The organism is Flectobacillus major DSM 103 (assembly GCF_000427405.1).
GTDB classification, from domain to species: domain Bacteria; phylum Bacteroidota; class Bacteroidia; order Cytophagales; family Spirosomataceae; genus Flectobacillus; species Flectobacillus major.
Window position 1 is genome coordinate 2737806 of record NZ_KE386491.1, and the last position, 18676, is coordinate 2756481.

Below are 18676 nucleotides of genomic sequence, written 5' to 3' on the forward strand. Positions count from 1 at the left end.
TTTTGCAGTAACGAGCAGAATAGTTTTGAAGCAAAAACAGCAAAAAATGATGGATTCAATCGAAAAATTTAGACGTTACGAACTATTCTTTATCCTGTTGGCAATTGTTGTATATGTTATTCGCCGACTTATTCTTTTGGCCAACGAGTTTGATTTTGACATCAGTACGGCCGAAAAGCTTAATATCCCCAACCACGTTATTTGGAAGGACTTGGCAGACTACGACCACAATTTCAATACCATTTTCCCGACGATAGCGGCGGCGGTGCTATTTACCTTGGCTTGGTACATATTTCATTTTTGGGTTTTCCCTCGAATCCAAAACAAAAAGTACAATTCTCCTACCATTGTTACTATTGTAGCTTGTACATTACTGGTAATGAGCAGCTTATTTGTGTATCATTATTTCAAGCTATACTGTACGTTTAGGTACAATTTCAACGGTCAAATTATTGGTTTTAAGGTTTATTCTATTTTTAGAAAATTGTATTTATTAACCAATACTATTGCTGGTGTAGCAATCATACTATTTTATGAAGCAGTAGCTCAAACCTACTATTACACAACAAAGCTGTCGTTCGAGAAAAAAGAAGAGAAATATCAATTATTATCGGGCAGTATTTTGGGGGTTTCGATACTCATCATTATATTCTGGATGTTTTTTGGAACTATTGCCAATGCTGTCGTTGGAACAATGGGGATACCTCTGGGCTTAACAATGTTGGCAATAACAATAGGGGTTCATTATGTTTTTTATAAAAAAGTTATTCCCTATTATGCAGCCCTCGACTACAACAAACGAGAAAGTACCGTTCAGGCCTTCCTCGGATTTTGTGCGTATATTTTATTTAGTATATTTTGTTTTTCTATTTGGGATCGATTCTTTCCTTACAATAGGCTGTATTTCAAATGGGTATATATAGTACCCAATATTGTTGGAATTTTTTTGGCTGTTGGTCGATGGTATTTTTTTACTGAAAATATCACTTTACAAACCCAAGTGTTTCAACAATCGGCCGAGCTTTCTTCTTTGCGTTCGCAGATAAACCCCCATTTTTTGTTTAATGCCCTCAATACGCTGTACGCTGTTGCCCTCAAAGAAAATGCCGAAATGACATCGAATGGTATTCAGAAATTAGGCGATATGATGCGATTTATGCTCCACGAGAATCACCAAGAGCGTATTCCTCTAACCAAAGAAATTGAATATCTTGAGAATTTTATTGAAATTCAACGGATGCGAATAGACGAAGCTCATAATATTGATATTCGGATAAATCTTCAGCAACTTAACCAAGCTATTTATCTTGCTCCAATGCTGCTCAATCCCTTTGTCGAAAATGCTTTCAAACATGGTATTAGCTTCCGTAATCCCTCGTGGATTTATATTACACTGACATTCGATGCTACAACGCTTTATTTTAAAGTTCATAATTCGGCTCACCCAAAATCAGAGCATGACACAGAAAAAAAATCGGGTGTAGGGCTCGAAAATGTGCAAAAAAGATTAGCCTTGATATACCCCAATCGCCACGAGTTGAGTATTCAGCAATCGGAACAGGATTTTTTTGTATCCTTAATAATTAGGTTTTATTAAGAATAATTATGTGAACCAATAGTGTACAGTAAGCTGTATGAGTACCTTGTTTTAGGGCAAACTCAGCATCGTATCGAAACATTCGCTAACTTTCTCAATAGTATGTAGCAGGCCAATAATTTTGCCTGCTACAAAAGTTTAAGCAACTTTATTAAAAACCTATTATCTCTTTTTAACTACTAGTAAAAATGTCTCATTTAACTGAAGAAAAGCTCCTAACCGCTATAGCCATCGACGACGAGCCAAAAGCCCTCGATGTTATAAAACTGCACGCTGCCAAAGTCCCTTTCATTGACTTAAAAGCCTGTTTTACAGATGCTTTTCAGGCTATTTTGTATTTGCAAAACAATCCTGTAGACCTTATTTTTTTAGACATCAAAATGCCCGACATTACAGGTATCGAGCTTGTGCATTGTTTGCAAAAAGTACCCATGATTATTTTTACAACTGCCTATACCGAATATGCCGTACAAGGGTTTGAACTAGATGCTTTGGACTATTTATTAAAGCCATTTCCATTACCTCGTTTTTTGAAAGCTTGCAACAAAGCCCTCACCCAAAAGCAAGCCAATGGCGGCGATAAACGTGATTTTGTCTTTCTAAAAACAGGTTATGAAGAAGAAAAAGTGTTTTTTAACGACATTCTGTACATCGAGGCCGAGGGCAACTACCTAACCTTTGTATTACAAGACTGCAAGATTTTGACCCGACAATCGATGATTGATATTTTGCAAATACTACCCGACAATCAGTTCATTAGAATACACCGCTCATTTATTATTGCGATACATCAGGTTACTAAAATTGCTAGGCAGTCGCTTAGTATTCAAGGGTACGAAATCCCTTTTGGAGTATCATTTGAAGAAAATATTCAGAAAATTCGGGAAAAACTAAAAGGATAATTTCACAAATGTTATATCACCTCACAATATCATCCCTAATATATCGTAGCATAAATACTTTATCCTATACACTCAAGCCTTGGCTCGGCACGATGTTCTATTCCTATAAAAGTCCCCTACTGTAGCTCACCGCTACGGTATATATTCCCGATATTCTGCCCCATATTTCCAAAAGAATATTTAGCTTTGTAGTTGTCAAACCTTAAATATTACCATGAATACAACGCAAATTGGAATTATTACCAATACAGTAGGTGTAAGAGCCAACCAAGTACAAAACACCATTAAATTACTAGAAGAAGGAGGTACTGTACCGTTTATTGCTCGATACAGAAAAGAGGCTACAGGCAGTTTGGACGAAGTTCAGATACTCGACATAAAAGACCTTTGGAATAAGTTGAAAGAGGCCGACAAACGCCGTGAAGCCATAATTAAGTCGATTGAAGAACAAGGAAAAATGACCCCCGAGTTGTTGAATAAGCTTAATAATGCCTATCATTTACAAGAACTAGAGGATTTGTATTTGCCTTATAAACAAAAGCGAAAAACACGTGCTTCTATTGCTATCGAAAAAGGCTTAGAACCTTTGGCTAAGTTGATTTTTGAACAGAAAGAGCAAAATATCACGAAAAAAGCTGAAATGTTTCTCAACGAAAAAGTGGCTAATATCGACGAAGCATTGCAAGGAGCACGCGACATTATGGCCGAATGGATTAATGAAAACGTTGACGCTCGTAATGCTGTTAGAAAGATATTTGAACGAGAAGCGTATATTTCTTCTAAAGTAAAAAAGGGTAAAGAAGAAGACGGTATCAAATACAAGGATTACTACGATTTTAGCGAACCTCTTAAAAAAGTACCATCACATCGCTTACTGGCTATTCGTCGTGGTGAAGACGAAGGGATTCTATCTGTCAATATTTCGCCCGATGAAGATAATGCTTTGGGGGCTTTGGATAGAGTATTCTTGCGTGGTATGTCTGAAGCTAAAAAGCAGGTAGAAGATGCCATTACGGATTCGTACAAAAGATTAATGAAGCCTTCTATCGAAACAGAATATGCTAATTTCTCGAAGGAAAAGGCTGATTTAGAGGCCATTCGTATTTTTACCCAAAATCTTCGTCAGCTATTACTGGCATCGCCACTAGGACAAAAGCGTACTTTGGCTATCGACCCTGGCTATAGAACAGGGTGTAAAGTGGTATGTTTGGATGCCCAAGGCAACTTGGTAGCCGATACCGTGATTTATCCGTTCGACAAGCCACTAGAGGCACAAGACAAAATATTGACTTTAGTAGAAAAGTACAAAATAGAAGCTATTGCCATAGGAAATGGTACTGCTGGTCGTGAAACAGAAGAGTTTGTGAAAAAACTCAGCTTCAAACAAGCCCCAACCATTTTTATGGTGTCCGAACAAGGAGCGTCGATTTATTCGGCTTCGGATGTAGCTCGTGAAGAATTTCCAGATAAAGACGTTACTGTTCGTGGAGCGGTTTCGATTGGCCGTAGGCTACTCGACCCACTCGCCGAGTTAGTAAAAATCGACCCAAAATCTATTGGTGTTGGGCAGTATCAGCACGATGTTGACCAAAGTTTGTTGAAAAACTCACTTGATACAGTGGTAGAAAGTTGTGTAAATACCGTTGGAGTAAACCTGAATACGGCTTCTAAACATTTGTTGAGCTATGTAGCAGGCTTGGGGCCAAGCTTGGCTGCCAATATTGTTAAGTTCCGTCAAGAAAATGGCGATTTCAAAACCCGTCAGCAAATCAAAAAAGTACCTCGCTTGGGCGAAAAAGCTTTTGAACAATGTGCAGGTTTTTTGCGTATTGCACAAGCCGAAAATCCTTTAGATAACTCGGCAGTACACCCCGAAAGTTATCCAGTAGTGGAAAAAATGGCCAAAGACCTCAAATGTACGGTAAAAGACCTCATGAGTAAAGCTGAGTTACGCAAACAGCTCAACCTCAACGCTTATGTCAATGAGAAAACTGGCCTGTTGACCTTGCAAGATATTTTGAAAGAACTAGAAAAACCAGCCAGAGACCCACGTGAACAATTAACGGCTTTTGAGTTTGACCCGAATGTTAAAAAAATTGAAGACTTATACGAAGGAATGGTATTACCAGGCTTAGTTACCAATATTACGGCATTTGGCTGTTTTGTCGATGTTGGAGTAAAACAAGACGGTTTGGTACATATTTCGCAATTGGCCAATCAGTATGTTTCTGACCCTAATCAAGTAGTGAAACTTCAGCAACAAGTAAAAGTACGAGTGGTAGAAGTAGATATTACCCGCAAAAGAATTGCCCTGAGTATGAAAGGAGTGTAATCACCTGTTTTTTGAAGATAGACGATGTAATGTTTTGCAGCTAAAGATATGTCAATCTGACATTTAACATGCAAAAGGCGTTCGAAATTAGTTTTTTGAACGCCTTTTGCATGAATAACCCCTAAATTCCTATCATTTGAGCAATTAATAAGCCTCTTCAATACTCACTTGACTACCTTATGAATCTCAACAAACCCTAAGAGGGAGTTTTTAATATTACCTAAAATTTGGGATGACTCATCACTAAATCCCTAATTCACCATGCACTCATTGATTTTCTAAAACCTTCACCGTTACATACAACTGCCCAAAATGCCTTTGCGTATGCTCGGCGGCATGAAAAAGTAAGCCTAATACATTAGTAGGAAGTTTTTTTCGACCAATACCTCGTGAAGCAAGTAAATCTTTGTCTGATAGGGTTGACAAAAAATGTAGCGTTTGCTCTACCTGAATATCAAATCGGTTTATCAAGGACTGCGTTGTTATATTTGATTGGTTGGATACAGTTTCGAGCTTGAGAGCGTCAAATTGTTCTTCAGACAAAGCCTTGTCTTGGGCATATACCACAAGGCGGTCGAGAACACCCGATAAATGTTGTAAATGAAAGCCAACCGAAGCCACATTGGCGGGCTTTTTCCATAGCAAAGTATCTGGAAAATCTTCGAGAAGTGCGTGTAGTTCTTCTTGAGCTTGCAAAATAGCATGTGCTACAGGCTGAAGTAATGCTGGAATACCTTCAATTGGCCCACGCATCCATACTTCTAAGGGATTAACTTTTGACATCGTTTGCTGATTTTAAGTAATAAAGCTTACAATTATATACTATTTTGAAAATTTATACGTAAAAATTTATCTATAGTTGTGGCTATTTTTATCAACAAAACTATTAAAAAGGCCTTTTGGCTTTGGCAAAACAGCTCATCCAGTAGGTCGTAAATAGATTGTCCTCTCGAATACCTTTACTAGAAGAAGCATGAATAAAATAAACCTCTTTTGGATTTCTGATTTCTGTTATCATACCCGAATGATTGATATTACTGACATTGCCTTTGTTGGTTACAAAAAATACCAAATCACCAGGGCGAAGTTCATCTATATCAATATCTTTTCCTACTTCCGACTGCTGCCACGAAATACGAGGTAAACTAAACCCTACTTGTTTGAAAGTAGTAAATAACAACCCCGAACAATCCATGCCGTTTCCGTCGATACCACCACTACGGTATGGAACACCAATATATTGACGAGCCGTTCCTATTAACTCATTGACAGTACGAGAGTTGTAGTTTTTGCTAGCAGGAGGGTTAGATTTGTTGTTGGGAGGATAATTATGGTAGGTTTCTTCTTTCTTTTTACGAAAAAGAGCACAAGAATCCAGCAAAAAAGCTAGTATTATTAAAAGAAATGCTTTAGATAGTTGACGATAACAGTGTGATTTCATAAACAAAGTAAAGTGTATTATAAGCTTTCAGATTGTATTGGATTACTCAAAGCTAAACGGTTGAGTTGATGTTTTCATGTTGAAATTAAAGATAAATTATATTTTTTAAAAACATCTTGCAGTTTTATAGCATACCTTCGGCTTTTGGATATAGGCAATAGCTACATAATGGATGCTTGGTATTATGATTTGAAGTATCTATTTATTCCTTCAGAAAAAACTGCTCGAAACTTAAAACATATCATATTGGTATTTTTATAATAATACGCTTCAATGCAATTGTCAGCTTTTCTATCTTTACAAGAAACACTTGTAATCAACTGACTTACAACACAATACTACTGTCACACCCTCCCCTTTTTACGGCTGTTTTATCTTCGACAATAAGTATTTATGATTATCTACGAAAAAATTCGTAGATAAATTTGGAACTACGATTTTTTTCGTAGTATATTTGTTACGAAATATTTCGTAGATTAAAAGTATAACACATTATGACAAAGCCAACCGAATCAGAATTAGAAATTTTACAAGTCTTATGGGCACTTGGCCAAGCCACAGTACGACAAGTAAACGATGAGCTATCAAAGCATCGGGAAATTGGTTATACCACTACCCTAAAATTGATGCAAATAATGTTTGAGAAAAAGTTGGTAACTCGCACAGAAGAAGGACGTTATCATGTATACCAAGCCAATGTAGGCGAAGAAGAAACGCAACAGCAATTGCTAGACTTATTTGTAGGTTCTACATTTAAAGGTTCGGCCATGAAGCTGGTTATGCAAACCCTTGGTAATCATCAGGCTACTTCTGAGGAACTAGATGAAATAAAAAAACTTATCGCACAAATCGAGCAAAACTCCTAAACTATGGAATTCTTTGAACCAACCATTTCGCCAGCATTAGTCCATACTTTTGGCTGGACGCTTGTACATTCACTCTGGCAATTGAGTGCCTTGTTTTTTGTGTATAAAATTGCCTTATGGTTTTGTCAGCATCAGGCTAGTAGACGTTATTTGGTAGGTATAGGAGTATTATTGGCTCAGGCGATTGTTACAAGCATTACGTTTTATGAAGTCTATTCAAAAGAGCAACAACAAAGCCCAACAATCCAGACAACGGTTTCTTCGCTGAAAAATACGGTAATAGCAACCCAAACATCAGAAAATCAAACAACTAATATCTTGACATTTCAGCAAGAAAGCTTATCAGAACAAGTAGTATTTTGGTTTTCACAGCATATTAATTGGTTTGTGTACCTATGGCTAATAGGTATGTTTGTGATGACCCTAAAACTTATGGGGGGCTATTTCTACGTACAAAAACTCCGCTGGCAACACACCAAGCTCGTAGACGATAATACCCAAAGGCTATTTGAAAATCTTTTGGAAAGAGTAGGAATCAATCATCAAGTGCTAGTTCGAGAGTCGGCTTTAGTACAAATCCCGCTTACAATTGGATACCTACAACCCATTGTTCTATTGCCTGTAGGCTTGGCTACGGGCCTAAGTCAGGGCGAAATTATGGCAATATTGGCTCATGAACTAGCCCATATCAAACGCCACGATTACCTAGTCAATATTATCCAGTCGATTATTGAAATTATCTTTTTTTATCATCCATTGGTATGGGTTATAAGCGAGGCTATTCGTGAAGACCGTGAAAACTGTTGTGATGATTTCGCTTTGGCGGTATGTCAAAACAAAATACATCTTGCCAAAGCTTTAACTTTTGTAGAAACCTTTAGACAACAATCCAAATCAACATTAGCTATGTCATTAGCAGGAAACAAACCTCAATTACTTACTAGAATACAGCGTATTTTAGGGGTAAAAAAAGCCGAAAGTAATAACCCTGTCGGAATTTTTGGCTCAATATTGTTCTTAGTTTTAGGCATCTGTTGCATTAATTTTACCTATGTAAAAGCCCAAACTACCAAAATTGTAGAATCTACTATTCAGCATTTACAACTCAAAAATGCGTCTTCAGTTACAATTGAAAATGAGGAACGAAGCACTACTCGGGAAATAGAAATAGAAATAGAAACAGATGATACAAATCCTGAAACGGTTTCTGTACAAACAGAAGTGCCTAAAAATGAACCAGATAGCACCAAAATAGAATTCCATAGAAAAGAGATTGAACGCTTACAGGCTGAAATGGAACCTTATTTGAATAAAATTAGCGAGTTGTCGTCAATAATGGGTGAATATAGCAGCCAGATACAACTCAATAATGTACCAATGCACGAAAACTCAAAAGTTCTGCAAAAATATGCTACTGAAATAGGCAAACTTGCCCAAAAACAAGCTATTCTTTCGCTCAAAATGTCTGATTACGACGAAGATTCCAAAAACATGAAAAATGCTGAGCAAGAGATGAAGGCTTTAGAAAAGCAAATGAAAGCGATAGAACAAAAAATGGACGCAGCCTCTAAAAATATGGAGGCAATTGGCAAAGAGATGGAAAAACATAGTACCCCTATGGATAGCCTCGGAAAAGCCATGGAAAAATACAGCAAACCTCTTGAAAAGCTTGGCGAAGAAATAGGCGTACATGCCAGAGCTATCGAAACCCTAGACCCCGACGGTAAATATATGTCGAGATACAACACATATATTCGTCGAGGTCATGGTAAGCATTACCCAACACCACCAACACCTCCGATACCCCCATCGGCCGTAGATGCACCATTAGCACCACTGTCACCAATAGGGTCGATTCCCAAAGCACCAAAAGCTCCTAAGGCACCAAAAGCACCTAAGACTCCCAAAACCCCTAAAGATATAGATGAATAGGGTGAGTTGTGAGTTGTGAGTTGTGAGTTGTGAGTTGTGAGTTGTGAGTTGTGAGTTGTGAGTTGTGAGTTGTGAGTTGTGAGTTGTGAGTTGTGAGTTGTGAGTTGTGAGTTGTGAGTTGTGAGTTGTGAGTTGTGAGTTGTGAGTTGTGAGTTGTGAGTTGTGAGTTGTGAGTTGTGAGTTGTGAGTTGTGAGTTGTGAGTTGTGAGTTGTGAGTTGTGAGTTGTGAGTTGTGAGTTGTGAGTTGTGAGTTGTGAGTTGTGAGTTGTGAGTTGTGAGTTGTGAGTTAAGGCAAATGCACTCTCATTATTTTGAGTTCCCAAATAACTTCTTTATTGAAAAAAAAATCTAACTCACAATTCACTAAATCACTCATTCACAACTCACTAAATGAACAAATCACTAAATCACTCATTCACAACTCACTAAATAAACAAATCACTAAATCACTCATTCACAACTCACTAAATAAACAAATCACCATTCGCTTCTGAAGAGTCATTATTTAAAGCCTTTTGCTACTTTATCTACTTGTGTCCACACTCTGAATATATTTTTATTACAAACCTTCTCGATGTCCTTTTCCGAATAACCTCGTTTTAGTAAAACATACAACAGATTGGGAAGTTGCGAGCAGTCTTTCAGCCCATCGGGAAGAGTTGGGCCAACACCATCGAAATCAGAACCCAAACCTACGTGGTCGATACCTGCTATTTTTACAACATAGTCGATATGGTCGGCTACTCTTTCTACAGTAGTTAATGGCGTTGGGTATTTTTGGGAATATTCATTTTCAAAAGCTTTTACGGCTGGTGCATCGGCAGGTAGGTTATGTTCTTTCTGAAAAGCCTTTATGGCATTTCTTTTTACTTCATAAGCCTTATTCGATACAGAATCTAAGAACATTGAACTATAATTAATCATGATTACGCCACCTTTTTTGGCCATTTTTATAATCAAATCGTCGGGAGCATTCCGCACAAATCCTGGTGTAAATGTTCGGCAAGATGAATGTGACGCTATTACTGGAGCTTTGGACAAAGCCACTACCTGCTCGAAAGTATTGTCGGAAATATGCGAACAGTCGAGCATAATACCCAAACGATTCATTTCACGCACAACTTGTCGGCCAATAGGGCTAAGGCCACGCCATGTATTGGTGGTATCGTACGAGGTATCGCATATAAAATTGTCTTCGCCATGGCAAAGGGTTATATAACGAATGCCTCGGTCATAGAAATACTTCAGGTTTTCGAGATTACTTTCTACTGGTGAACCGTTTTCCATACCCATTGGCAACGAAATAAGGCCTTTTTTGAAATTATTAGCTATATCTTGGGGCGACTTAGCCAAAGCAAATTTATCGGGATAGGTTTTTACCAAATTTTCGACCATATCAATCAATGAATCGGCGAGGGCTTTTGAAAAACCTTTCTTTTTTTGCAAATCAGCAGGCACATAAATAGACATAAACGGAGCAGTCAAGCCTCCTTTTTTGGCTCGAATATAGTCAAAATCCCCACTGGCTGTCTGTATTGACACATCCTCCATTTTGCCATGCAAGCGATACGGTAAGTCTACGTGACCATCGACAATAATAAACTTATGAGCCAACTCATCGGCTTTTTTCCGCAAGGCCGCTTCGTCAGCGATTTGCTTCTTAGTAGGATTGGGCTTGGTACTAGCCCACGAAGCAAATACCAATGTGCATAAAAAAAGGCTTAATAAAGGTAGTTTTTTGTACATAATGTTTGTTGAGTTAATAAAAATAGACCGTGTGTTCAGCAGTTGATTTACCTGCAAAAGCATAATGGTTTTGCAAAGCACATTACCATTATTAGATTAAAAAACAGTTCTATTAAATCTATTAAAATCTTTGGAATAAATCATTAATTTGCATAACAAAAACAAAACCATTTTTATAATATGAAAAAATATGCCCTTTTATCGGTTGGCGAGTTATTAGTCGACTTAATAGGTACAGAGTTGGCCGATAGCATTTTAGCAACTACTACGTTTGAACGTTTTCAAGGGGGTAGCCCTGCCAACATGGCGGCCAATATGGCTCGCCTTGGCCAGCATGTAGCCCTTATTTCGTGTGTAGGCAACGACAACCTTGGGGCTTTCCTGAAGGCAGAGGTAGCCCAAACGGGTATCGATATTAACTATATTGTTACTGACCCTTTACAGCCTAGTAGTATTGTGATAGTATCACGTACCAAAGGCACACCCGATTTTATTGCATATCGTACAGCCGACAGAATGCTTTTGCCTCATCATATATCCAATGAACTTTTGTCGGAATCTGCTATTTTTCATACAACTTGCTTTGCCCTAAGCCAAGAACCTGCCCAAAGTACTATTGTAGATGCTGCCAAAAGAGCCAATTTGCTAGGGTGTAGGGTTAGTATTGACTGCAACTATGCCCCCCAAATATGGCCTGACCGCCAACAAGCTTGGCAGGTTATCTCGGAATATTGTGGGCAAGATGGCTTGGTAAAACTAAGCGAAGACGATGCCGAAAGACTTTATGGCCATAAAGTAGAGGAAGAACAAATTTTATCAGACTTTCATGCTATGGGTGCCGACCTCATTTGCCTAACCAAAGGAGGCGATGGCTCGGTGATTTCTTATAATAAAGGTACAGAAAAAATTACGGTAGGTGTCAAACCTATTGATGTAATAGATGCCACTGGAGCAGGCGATGCCTATTGGGCTGGCTTTCTTACGGCCTTTTCTGAAGGAGCAACACCTGCAATATGTGCTTCGGCTGGGGCAAACCTTGCTGCCAAAAAGCTTGTAACCAAGGGGCCACTTCCCGCTCAGGTCGATAAAAATATTTTATATACCCCCTGAGCAAAATTGCGCCATTACCAGTATAAAAGCTTAAAATCAAATAATTGATATTTATACAATTATTTGATTTAGCACTCAATATATTTTTGTATAATTACTTCATTTTGTACAATCAATAATGCCCTAATTCTACAGGGCATTATCTATTTTGTTGATATTCTGAGCAATAATCCTCCTCCTTACTTATTCTTCTCTTCTCCCAAAACGAGTATAAAATCTTTTTCTCTGACTTTTGCCTAAAATGAAACACTTAATTTCAATTATGAAGCAAACGTTTTTTAGTGGCTTACTTATTTTGTGCACTTTATCGTTCAGCACATTGGCCCAAAAAGAAAAGTGGACATCCCTTTTCGACGGTAAAACCCTTAATGGGTGGAAACAACTTGGTGGACAAGCCAAATATGAAGTAAAAAATGGTGAAATAGTAGGTACAACGGTATCTAATACACCCAATTCTTTTCTTTGTAGTGAAAAAGACTACGGCGATTTTGTGTTTGAAGTAGAACTCAACGTAGCCGAAGGGATGAACTCTGGTATTCAGTTTAGAAGTTTGTCAAAGCCTGATTACCAAAATGGTCGTGTACATGGCTACCAAATGGAAGTTGATCCTTCTGACCGTGCTTGGTCGGGTGGTATTTACGACGAAGCTCGCCGTGACTGGTTGTATATTCCTAATATTAACCCTACTGGACAAAAAGCTTTTAAACGCAATGGTCAGTGGAACAAATATCGTGTAGAGGCCATTGGCAATGTTATTCGTACATGGGTCAACGATGTACCTGTGGCTTGTCTGATTGATAATGTAACCGACAAAGGATTTATTGCTTTGCAGGTACACTCAATTGGCAAAGACCAACAGCCCGGTCAACAAATTCGTTGGAGAAATATCCGTATCCAAACAGGAGCTGATATTAAACCCCGCCCTACCGACCAAACGCCTGTTGTCAACCTAACATTAAATACCCTTTCTGAACAAGAAAAAGCACAAGGCTTTAAACTCTTGTTTAATGGCAATGATTTTGCAGGCTGGCGTGGTGCCAACCAAGATAAAATGCCTCAACACCACTGGAAAGTGGAAAATGGCGAAATTAATGTTAGTCCATCGGATGGCTCTGAAACGGGGAATGATATTGTTACAGAACAACAGTTTGGCCCATTTGAGCTTACCTTTGAATTTAAACTTACAGAAGGAGCTAATTCTGGCGTAAAATATTTTGTCAATGAAACCTTCGATGCTGGCGGAAAATCGGGTATCGGACTAGAGTTTCAGGTACTCGACGACGAAAAACACCCTGATGCCAAAATGGGAGCTGTTGGCAACCGTACACTTGGTAGCTTGTACGACTTAATTCCATCGTACAAACAAGACAAACGTTTTCAGAAGAAAATTGGCGAGTGGAATCAAGGCCGTGTCATTGTATATCCTAACAATCTTGTACAACACTGGCTCAATGGCTTCAAGGTAGTAGAATATGAACGAGGAAGCAATATCTATAAGGCATTGGTAGCTCGCAGTAAATACCAAAAATTTGAAGGCTTTGGTATGGGGCAAAAAGGTCATATTCTTTTACAAGACCACGGCAATAACGTTTCTTTTAAAAACATCAAAATTCGTGAACTATAATTGATATAGGATTATTTCATCATTACATTTTATGGTTAGCTGATACATAGAGTCGTCAGCTAACCAACACAAAGATATATTCGAGAATAAGGCTTTTGAAAGCTATTTTATCAATTTCAAAGTCGTCTATTCTTACAATTTATTTGATTATCAACCACTAAATTACTTTAGCATACTTACCCCAAAGCATAACATAACTATTTACCATGGAAAGAAGAGACTTTGTCAAAAAATCAGCCATAGCATCGTTAGGTGCTTTAGCGTTCAGTCCAAAATCATACTCAAAAATCATTGGTGCTAACGACCGTGTTCGTGTAGGGTGCGTTGGTTATTCCGACCGTTTTCGTGCTTCACACGTACCACCATTCAAAGCTTTCATGAAAGAAATGAACTTTGAAATGGTAGCTGTTTCTGACCTTTGGAATCGTCGACGTGATGAAGGAAAAGCATTTTTGGAAAAAGAATTAGGCAATAGTATTGCTACTTACAGAAACAACGATGAATTATATGCTTCTAAAAGTGTAGATGCCGTATTTATTTCAACAGCCGATTTTCAACACGCCATTCACACCATCGAAGCCGTTCAAGCTGGGTGCGATACTTATACCGAAAAACCTTTGGCCGAAACTATGGACGATGCCAGAGCAGTATTGAAAGCGGTAAAGGCTTCGGGTAAAATCGTTCAGATTGGTTCACAACGCCGCAGTGGGACTAACTATTTTGCTGCCGAAGACTTTATCAAATCAGGCAAATTTGGCGACATCAAAATGGTAGAATTGATGTGGAATGTTAACCAACCAGGCCGCTGGAGAAGACCTCAACTAACATCTATCTTGAAAGAATCAGATATTGATTGGAAACGCTTCTTGTTGAATCGCCCTGCCGATACATTCGACCCACGTAAATATTTAGAATACCGCCTTTTCTGGCCTTATTCGTCGGGTATTCCTGGCCAATGGATGAGTCACCAAATTGATACAGTACACTGGTTTAGTGGCTTGGCTCACCCACGAAGTGCCGTAGCCAATGGTGGCATTTATCAATGGCAAGATGGCCGTAAAAATGCCGATACCATGACAGTGGTATTTGACTATGGCCCACTAAACGACCCAAGCAAAGGTTTTCAAGTACAATTTACAAGCCGTTTCTCCAACTCGGCTGGAGGTACCAAAGAAATCTATTATTCAAATGGGGGCGAATTGAACCTAGATAATAACAAAATCTCTCCACGTGGAGGGTTGACCGCAAGAGAAGCTGGCGAAATGGGTTTACAAGCTAACCTTTTGCCAGAACTATCGTTGAGCGAAGTAACCAAAATCGAAACTAATGCCAACACTGGGTACGATGTTTTGACTTCGGCTCACATCAAAAATTGGATGGAAAGCGTACGTTCTCGCAAACAACCTAATGCTCCAATTGAGGCAGGATACCAGCATTCTATTGCTTGTATCATGGCCAATGCGGCATACCGTACTGGCGAACGTGTTACTTTCGACGAAAAAACACAGAATGTAATGGCTGGAGGCAAAATCTTCAAGTACTAAAAATAGCAGAACTCCGCAAGTTTTTAAAATCCTTGCGGAGTTCTTTCCCAAATCAAACACTATAATTCTTGATTCATACCTTATTGGTCTACTACTCTTCGCCTACTTGTAAGAGGAGCTTCCCAAAATTTTTCCCCGAAAATAACATCATCATAGTTGGCAGAAAGTTGTCAAGGCCTTTTTCGATATGGACTTTCGACTTGAGTTTTCCTTGCTGTATCCACATTGCCATTTCTTTGGCGGCCTCGCCATAACGATGAGCATTATCAAATACCACAATACCCTCCATTTTGGCACGATTCACCAGTAATGATAAATAATTGGATGGCCCCTTGATAGGCGTTGTATTATTGTATTGTGAAATTGCTCCACAAATCACAATACGAGCCTTGAAGCGAATTTGTCCCAGAACAATATCCAAAATTTCGCCCCCAACATTATCAAAATAAATATCAATACCTTCGGGACAGGCTTCTTTGAGGGCTTTCCTAACATCTTGAGTTTTGTAATTGATACAGGCATCAAAACCGAGTTCGGTTATACAATAATCGCACTTATCTTGCTCGCCTGCAATACCCACAACTTTACAACCCTTTATTTTGGCAATCTGTCCTACTACACTACCTACAGCCCCAGATGCCCCCGAAACGACAAGGGTTTCGCCAGCTTTGGGCAAAGCGGTGTCTAACAATCCAAAATAAGCCGTTAGCCCTGGCATACCCAATGTTGCCAAATAGGTGGTTAAAGGTGCTATTGATATATCTACCTTTACCAAATCTTTACCCAAAGAAACAGCGTATTCCTGCACACCCCAATTGCCTGTAACATAATCGCCTACCTCAAAATTAGGATTTTTTGAAACAACGATTTTTCCTGCCGTTCCTGCCCGAAATACCTCGCCTATTTGTATCGGGCGAATATACGATTTACCTTCGTTCATCCAGCCACGCATAGCGGGGTCCATCGAAACAAAAAGGGTTTTGACAAGGACTTCTCCTTCTTGTGGAGTCGGTACGGGCGAGCTTTCAAGCAAAAAATCGGTTGACTGAGGATTGCCCACAGGACGGGCTGCTAGTTTTACTTGAGTATTGGTCATGGTTGAGATGTTATAGTTGTGTCAACAATATATTATCCTCTAATTTACTATTATTTATTATGCAAGCAGAGCTTTTCAAGGAAATGATGTTTGTTTTATTACCCCAAAAGCCTATCAAGCTCATAGCTTCTCAATAACCTCTGGCTACATTTACCATTCTTTTTAAAATAAACCCTTTCCTAAAAGATTGTTTCGTAGTCAGCCCAGAAGTGAATACCTTTGAGTTATTCATTTAAACCAAGACAAAACAATGACCCCTCTTCGCAAAAAAACATTTCTCAAAAAAGTAAAAGATATTACAATTGGTAGCACAATTGCTTTGGCATTATTGGGACAAACACTGGCTCTTCAAAGTTGTAGTAGCGACAGTTCGGAAGATGAAGGCGATTATGAAGAGGTTGATGTTTATAAAAAAGGTGTTAAGACTTATATTACAGAAACCTCGAAAGGCGTTTTTAAAATAACCAAAGAAGAAGAAACTTTGGCCGATAGCTCTGTAGCGATTGTTTCGTACTTGGACGGCAAGCAAGATACACTATCACCAAGAGCTGTAAAAGCATTGATTGACAACGAAATAGCTACTCACCCTAGTACTATCGGGCAGAGTAATAACTTGTCTAATGCTTTGTTGTATGGCGGAATGGGCTATTTATTGGCAAGAACCATGAGCCCTAGTTATAGCAACTATCGCCCCGACTTAAACCAGAATGGTTTTATGGCCAATAGCAATACTTCAAAACGAGATACTGCTCGTCGCCATAGAAGTCATTATTATGGAGGTACTTTTTCTCGTTTTTATGCTAGCCGTCAAGCTTTTCAGCATTCCAACACGGTTCATGAATCTATCAATCATTCTCGTACCACTATGTATAGACCTATCGGTGGCCGTTCGGGCTTTTTCCGTGGTGGCTCGCATGGTAGTTTTCATGGATAACTAGCCAATACGGTGAGTAAAACTGCTAAATGAGTGCGATTTTTTGCATTTCATAATAAATGTGTTTAGTCTCAACATCAGCCTTTGCTGTTCAGCACTTCTATGTAAAATATTTTACAGAAAAACATGGTGTAGCTCAGCGTTTCTTATGACGGTATTGATGAGTCTAACCAACAACAAGACATTCTTGAGCCAAGAATATATTACATTTATTGTTAGTTTATCTTAATTTATACAACCCAATTTTCTAAAATTTATGATACCCTTAAAAACCTTATCATCCTCGCCTGAATCATCCTTACGCAATGCCGATTGGTATTGGATGCTCGGCGAAGACACACAATCTTATATTACCAACGAAGTTGTAGTAGTGTCGGAGCATGAAGCTGAAAAATTTTATGATGCCACCAATCAGCTTTATGAAATGTATATCGAGGCTGCTCAGCATGTAATTGACACCAACAAATTTGAGGCTTTGGGTATTCCCGAAAATCTGATTGAACTTATCAAATATTCATGGGACAATGACCGCCAATGGCATATTTACGGCCGTTTTGATTTGGCTGGAGGCCTAAATGGCCAACCTATCAAACTGATTGAGTTTAATGCCGACACGGCTACTTGTATTCCCGAAACGGCTATTGTGCAGTGGGCATCCTTAAAAGCCAATCGTCTTGACGAAACACAGCAATTTAATACACTTTACGAAGCACTAACAGCACAGTTTAAGGAACTCAAAACCCAGAACCCCAACCACGAGCCAACGTTATTGATTTCTACTATGGAGGGTTTTCCAGAAGACGATACCAATATGCAGGTTTTGGGCGAAGCTGCCCGTGAAGCTGGCTTTGAAGTGGCTTTTGAGCATATCGAAAATGTTGAATTTTCGCCAGTAGAAGGTATTTACAAACAAAGTTCGGACAACGGTAGCTTTACTAAATACGACTTTTGGTTTAAACTTGTTCCTTGGGAATATATTGGCTGGGATGAACCTGAACTGGTGCAAATTTTAACCCAGTTAGTCACTTCAGGAAAAACCATTGTGCTGAATCCTGCTTATACTTTATTATTTCAATCGAAAGGTATTTTGAAAGTTTTATGGGATTTGTACCCGAATCACCCTTTGCTTTTGTACACCGACAATAAGCCTTTAGAAAATCAGATTTCGGTAGAAAAAGTTTTGTTTGGTCGAGAAGGAGCTAATGTTAGAATTTTTAGCAATACCCAAGACGATATTGCCCATACCGACGGCGAATATACCGAACAAGCCAAAGTATATCAGCAATATGTTGATTTTCTGCAAGATACTCATGGAAACTATTATCAGGCGGGTGTATTTTTCTCGGCAGAGGCCTGTGGTTTAGGGTTTAGACGAGGCGGCAAAATCATTAATAATACAGCTCAATTTTGTGGACACCTGATAGAAGGGTAGATTTTGTAAACTTCAAAGCACAAATACCGATTTATGTTTTGAAGACTGAATAGAAGCTCAACTACAGTGCTGATTTTTGAGACCAAGATGATTGGTTTAGTAAGTATTAAAACAGAAAGC

Annotated in this window: 14 protein-coding genes; 10 read left to right on the plus strand and 4 right to left on the minus strand. The window is 38.8% G+C overall.

Annotated elements, in window-relative coordinates:
• Positions 1 to 46 precede the first annotated feature (46 nt).
• From FLEMA_RS69195 to FLEMA_RS69205, 3 genes are all read left to right on the plus strand, one after another.
• Entirely contained in the window at positions 47 to 1597 is a 1551-nt protein-coding gene (locus FLEMA_RS69195) for a sensor histidine kinase (RefSeq protein ID WP_144080104.1), read from the plus strand.
• Between the two features lie 188 nt (positions 1598 to 1785).
• On the plus strand, positions 1786 to 2499 hold the full coding sequence (locus FLEMA_RS69200) for a LytR/AlgR family response regulator transcription factor (protein WP_044171756.1): 714 nt from the start codon (positions 1786 to 1788) through the stop codon (positions 2497 to 2499).
• A gap of 214 nt (positions 2500 to 2713) precedes the next feature.
• Positions 2714 to 4831, plus strand: a complete 2118-nt coding sequence (locus tag FLEMA_RS69205) for a Tex family protein (RefSeq protein WP_044171758.1) — start codon at positions 2714 to 2716, stop codon at positions 4829 to 4831.
• A gap of 267 nt (positions 4832 to 5098) precedes the next feature.
• On the opposite strand, the gene FLEMA_RS0119815 is transcribed toward FLEMA_RS69205, so the two are convergent.
• The gene (locus FLEMA_RS0119815) at positions 5099 to 5614 is read right to left on the minus strand and encodes a DinB family protein (RefSeq protein ID WP_026995914.1); all 516 of its coding nucleotides are present in this window, start codon (positions 5612 to 5614) and stop codon (positions 5099 to 5101) included.
• A 103-nt stretch (positions 5615 to 5717) separates the two neighbouring features.
• Complete coding sequence (locus FLEMA_RS69210; RefSeq protein WP_081681317.1) at positions 5718 to 6272, minus strand: C40 family peptidase; 555 nt, start codon at positions 6270 to 6272, stop codon at positions 5718 to 5720.
• 494 nt (positions 6273 to 6766) lie between these two features.
• Here FLEMA_RS69210 and FLEMA_RS69215 point away from each other — a divergent pair, with 494 nt between their 5' ends.
• Both FLEMA_RS69215 and FLEMA_RS69220 read left to right on the plus strand, forming a co-directional pair.
• Positions 6767 to 7138, plus strand: coding sequence for a BlaI/MecI/CopY family transcriptional regulator (locus FLEMA_RS69215; RefSeq protein WP_044171760.1), 372 nt, complete (start codon positions 6767 to 6769; stop codon positions 7136 to 7138).
• A 3-nt stretch (positions 7139 to 7141) separates the two neighbouring features.
• On the plus strand, positions 7142 to 9070 hold the full coding sequence (locus FLEMA_RS69220) for a M56 family metallopeptidase (protein WP_044171762.1): 1929 nt from the start codon (positions 7142 to 7144) through the stop codon (positions 9068 to 9070).
• 501 nt (positions 9071 to 9571) lie between these two features.
• On the opposite strand, the gene FLEMA_RS69225 is transcribed toward FLEMA_RS69220, so the two are convergent.
• Positions 9572 to 10816 carry a dipeptidase gene (locus tag FLEMA_RS69225; protein WP_044171764.1) on the minus strand — a complete coding sequence of 415 codons (1245 nt, stop codon included), beginning with the start codon at positions 10814 to 10816 and terminating at the stop codon, positions 9572 to 9574.
• Between the two features lie 180 nt (positions 10817 to 10996).
• Here FLEMA_RS69225 and FLEMA_RS69230 point away from each other — a divergent pair, with 180 nt between their 5' ends.
• The 3 genes from FLEMA_RS69230 (at position 10997) to FLEMA_RS69240 (ending at position 15094) form a co-directional block, all read left to right on the plus strand.
• On the plus strand, positions 10997 to 11926 hold the full coding sequence (locus FLEMA_RS69230; RefSeq protein WP_044171766.1) for a carbohydrate kinase family protein: 930 nt from the start codon (positions 10997 to 10999) through the stop codon (positions 11924 to 11926).
• Between the two features lie 262 nt (positions 11927 to 12188).
• Positions 12189 to 13550: a 3-keto-disaccharide hydrolase gene (locus tag FLEMA_RS69235; protein ID WP_044171768.1), complete on the plus strand. Its 1362-nt coding sequence runs from the start codon at positions 12189 to 12191 to the stop codon at positions 13548 to 13550.
• 206 nt (positions 13551 to 13756) lie between these two features.
• On the plus strand, positions 13757 to 15094 hold the full coding sequence (locus FLEMA_RS69240) for a Gfo/Idh/MocA family protein (protein WP_044171770.1): 1338 nt from the start codon (positions 13757 to 13759) through the stop codon (positions 15092 to 15094).
• A gap of 91 nt (positions 15095 to 15185) precedes the next feature.
• Here FLEMA_RS69240 and FLEMA_RS0120025 read toward each other — a convergent pair whose 3' ends face one another.
• The gene (locus FLEMA_RS0120025; RefSeq protein WP_026995922.1) at positions 15186 to 16190 is read right to left on the minus strand and encodes an NADP-dependent oxidoreductase; all 1005 of its coding nucleotides are present in this window, start codon (positions 16188 to 16190) and stop codon (positions 15186 to 15188) included.
• 250 nt (positions 16191 to 16440) lie between these two features.
• Here FLEMA_RS0120025 and FLEMA_RS69245 point away from each other — a divergent pair, with 250 nt between their 5' ends.
• Together FLEMA_RS69245 and FLEMA_RS69250 are read left to right on the plus strand one after the other, a co-directional pair.
• On the plus strand, positions 16441 to 17124 hold the full coding sequence (locus tag FLEMA_RS69245; RefSeq protein WP_044171772.1) for a Cj0371 family chemotaxis-regulating polar lipoprotein: 684 nt from the start codon (positions 16441 to 16443) through the stop codon (positions 17122 to 17124).
• A 256-nt stretch (positions 17125 to 17380) separates the two neighbouring features.
• Positions 17381 to 18556, plus strand: coding sequence for a glutathionylspermidine synthase family protein (locus tag FLEMA_RS69250; RefSeq protein ID WP_044171774.1), 1176 nt, complete (start codon positions 17381 to 17383; stop codon positions 18554 to 18556).
• Positions 18557 to 18676: the final 120 nt, after the last annotated feature.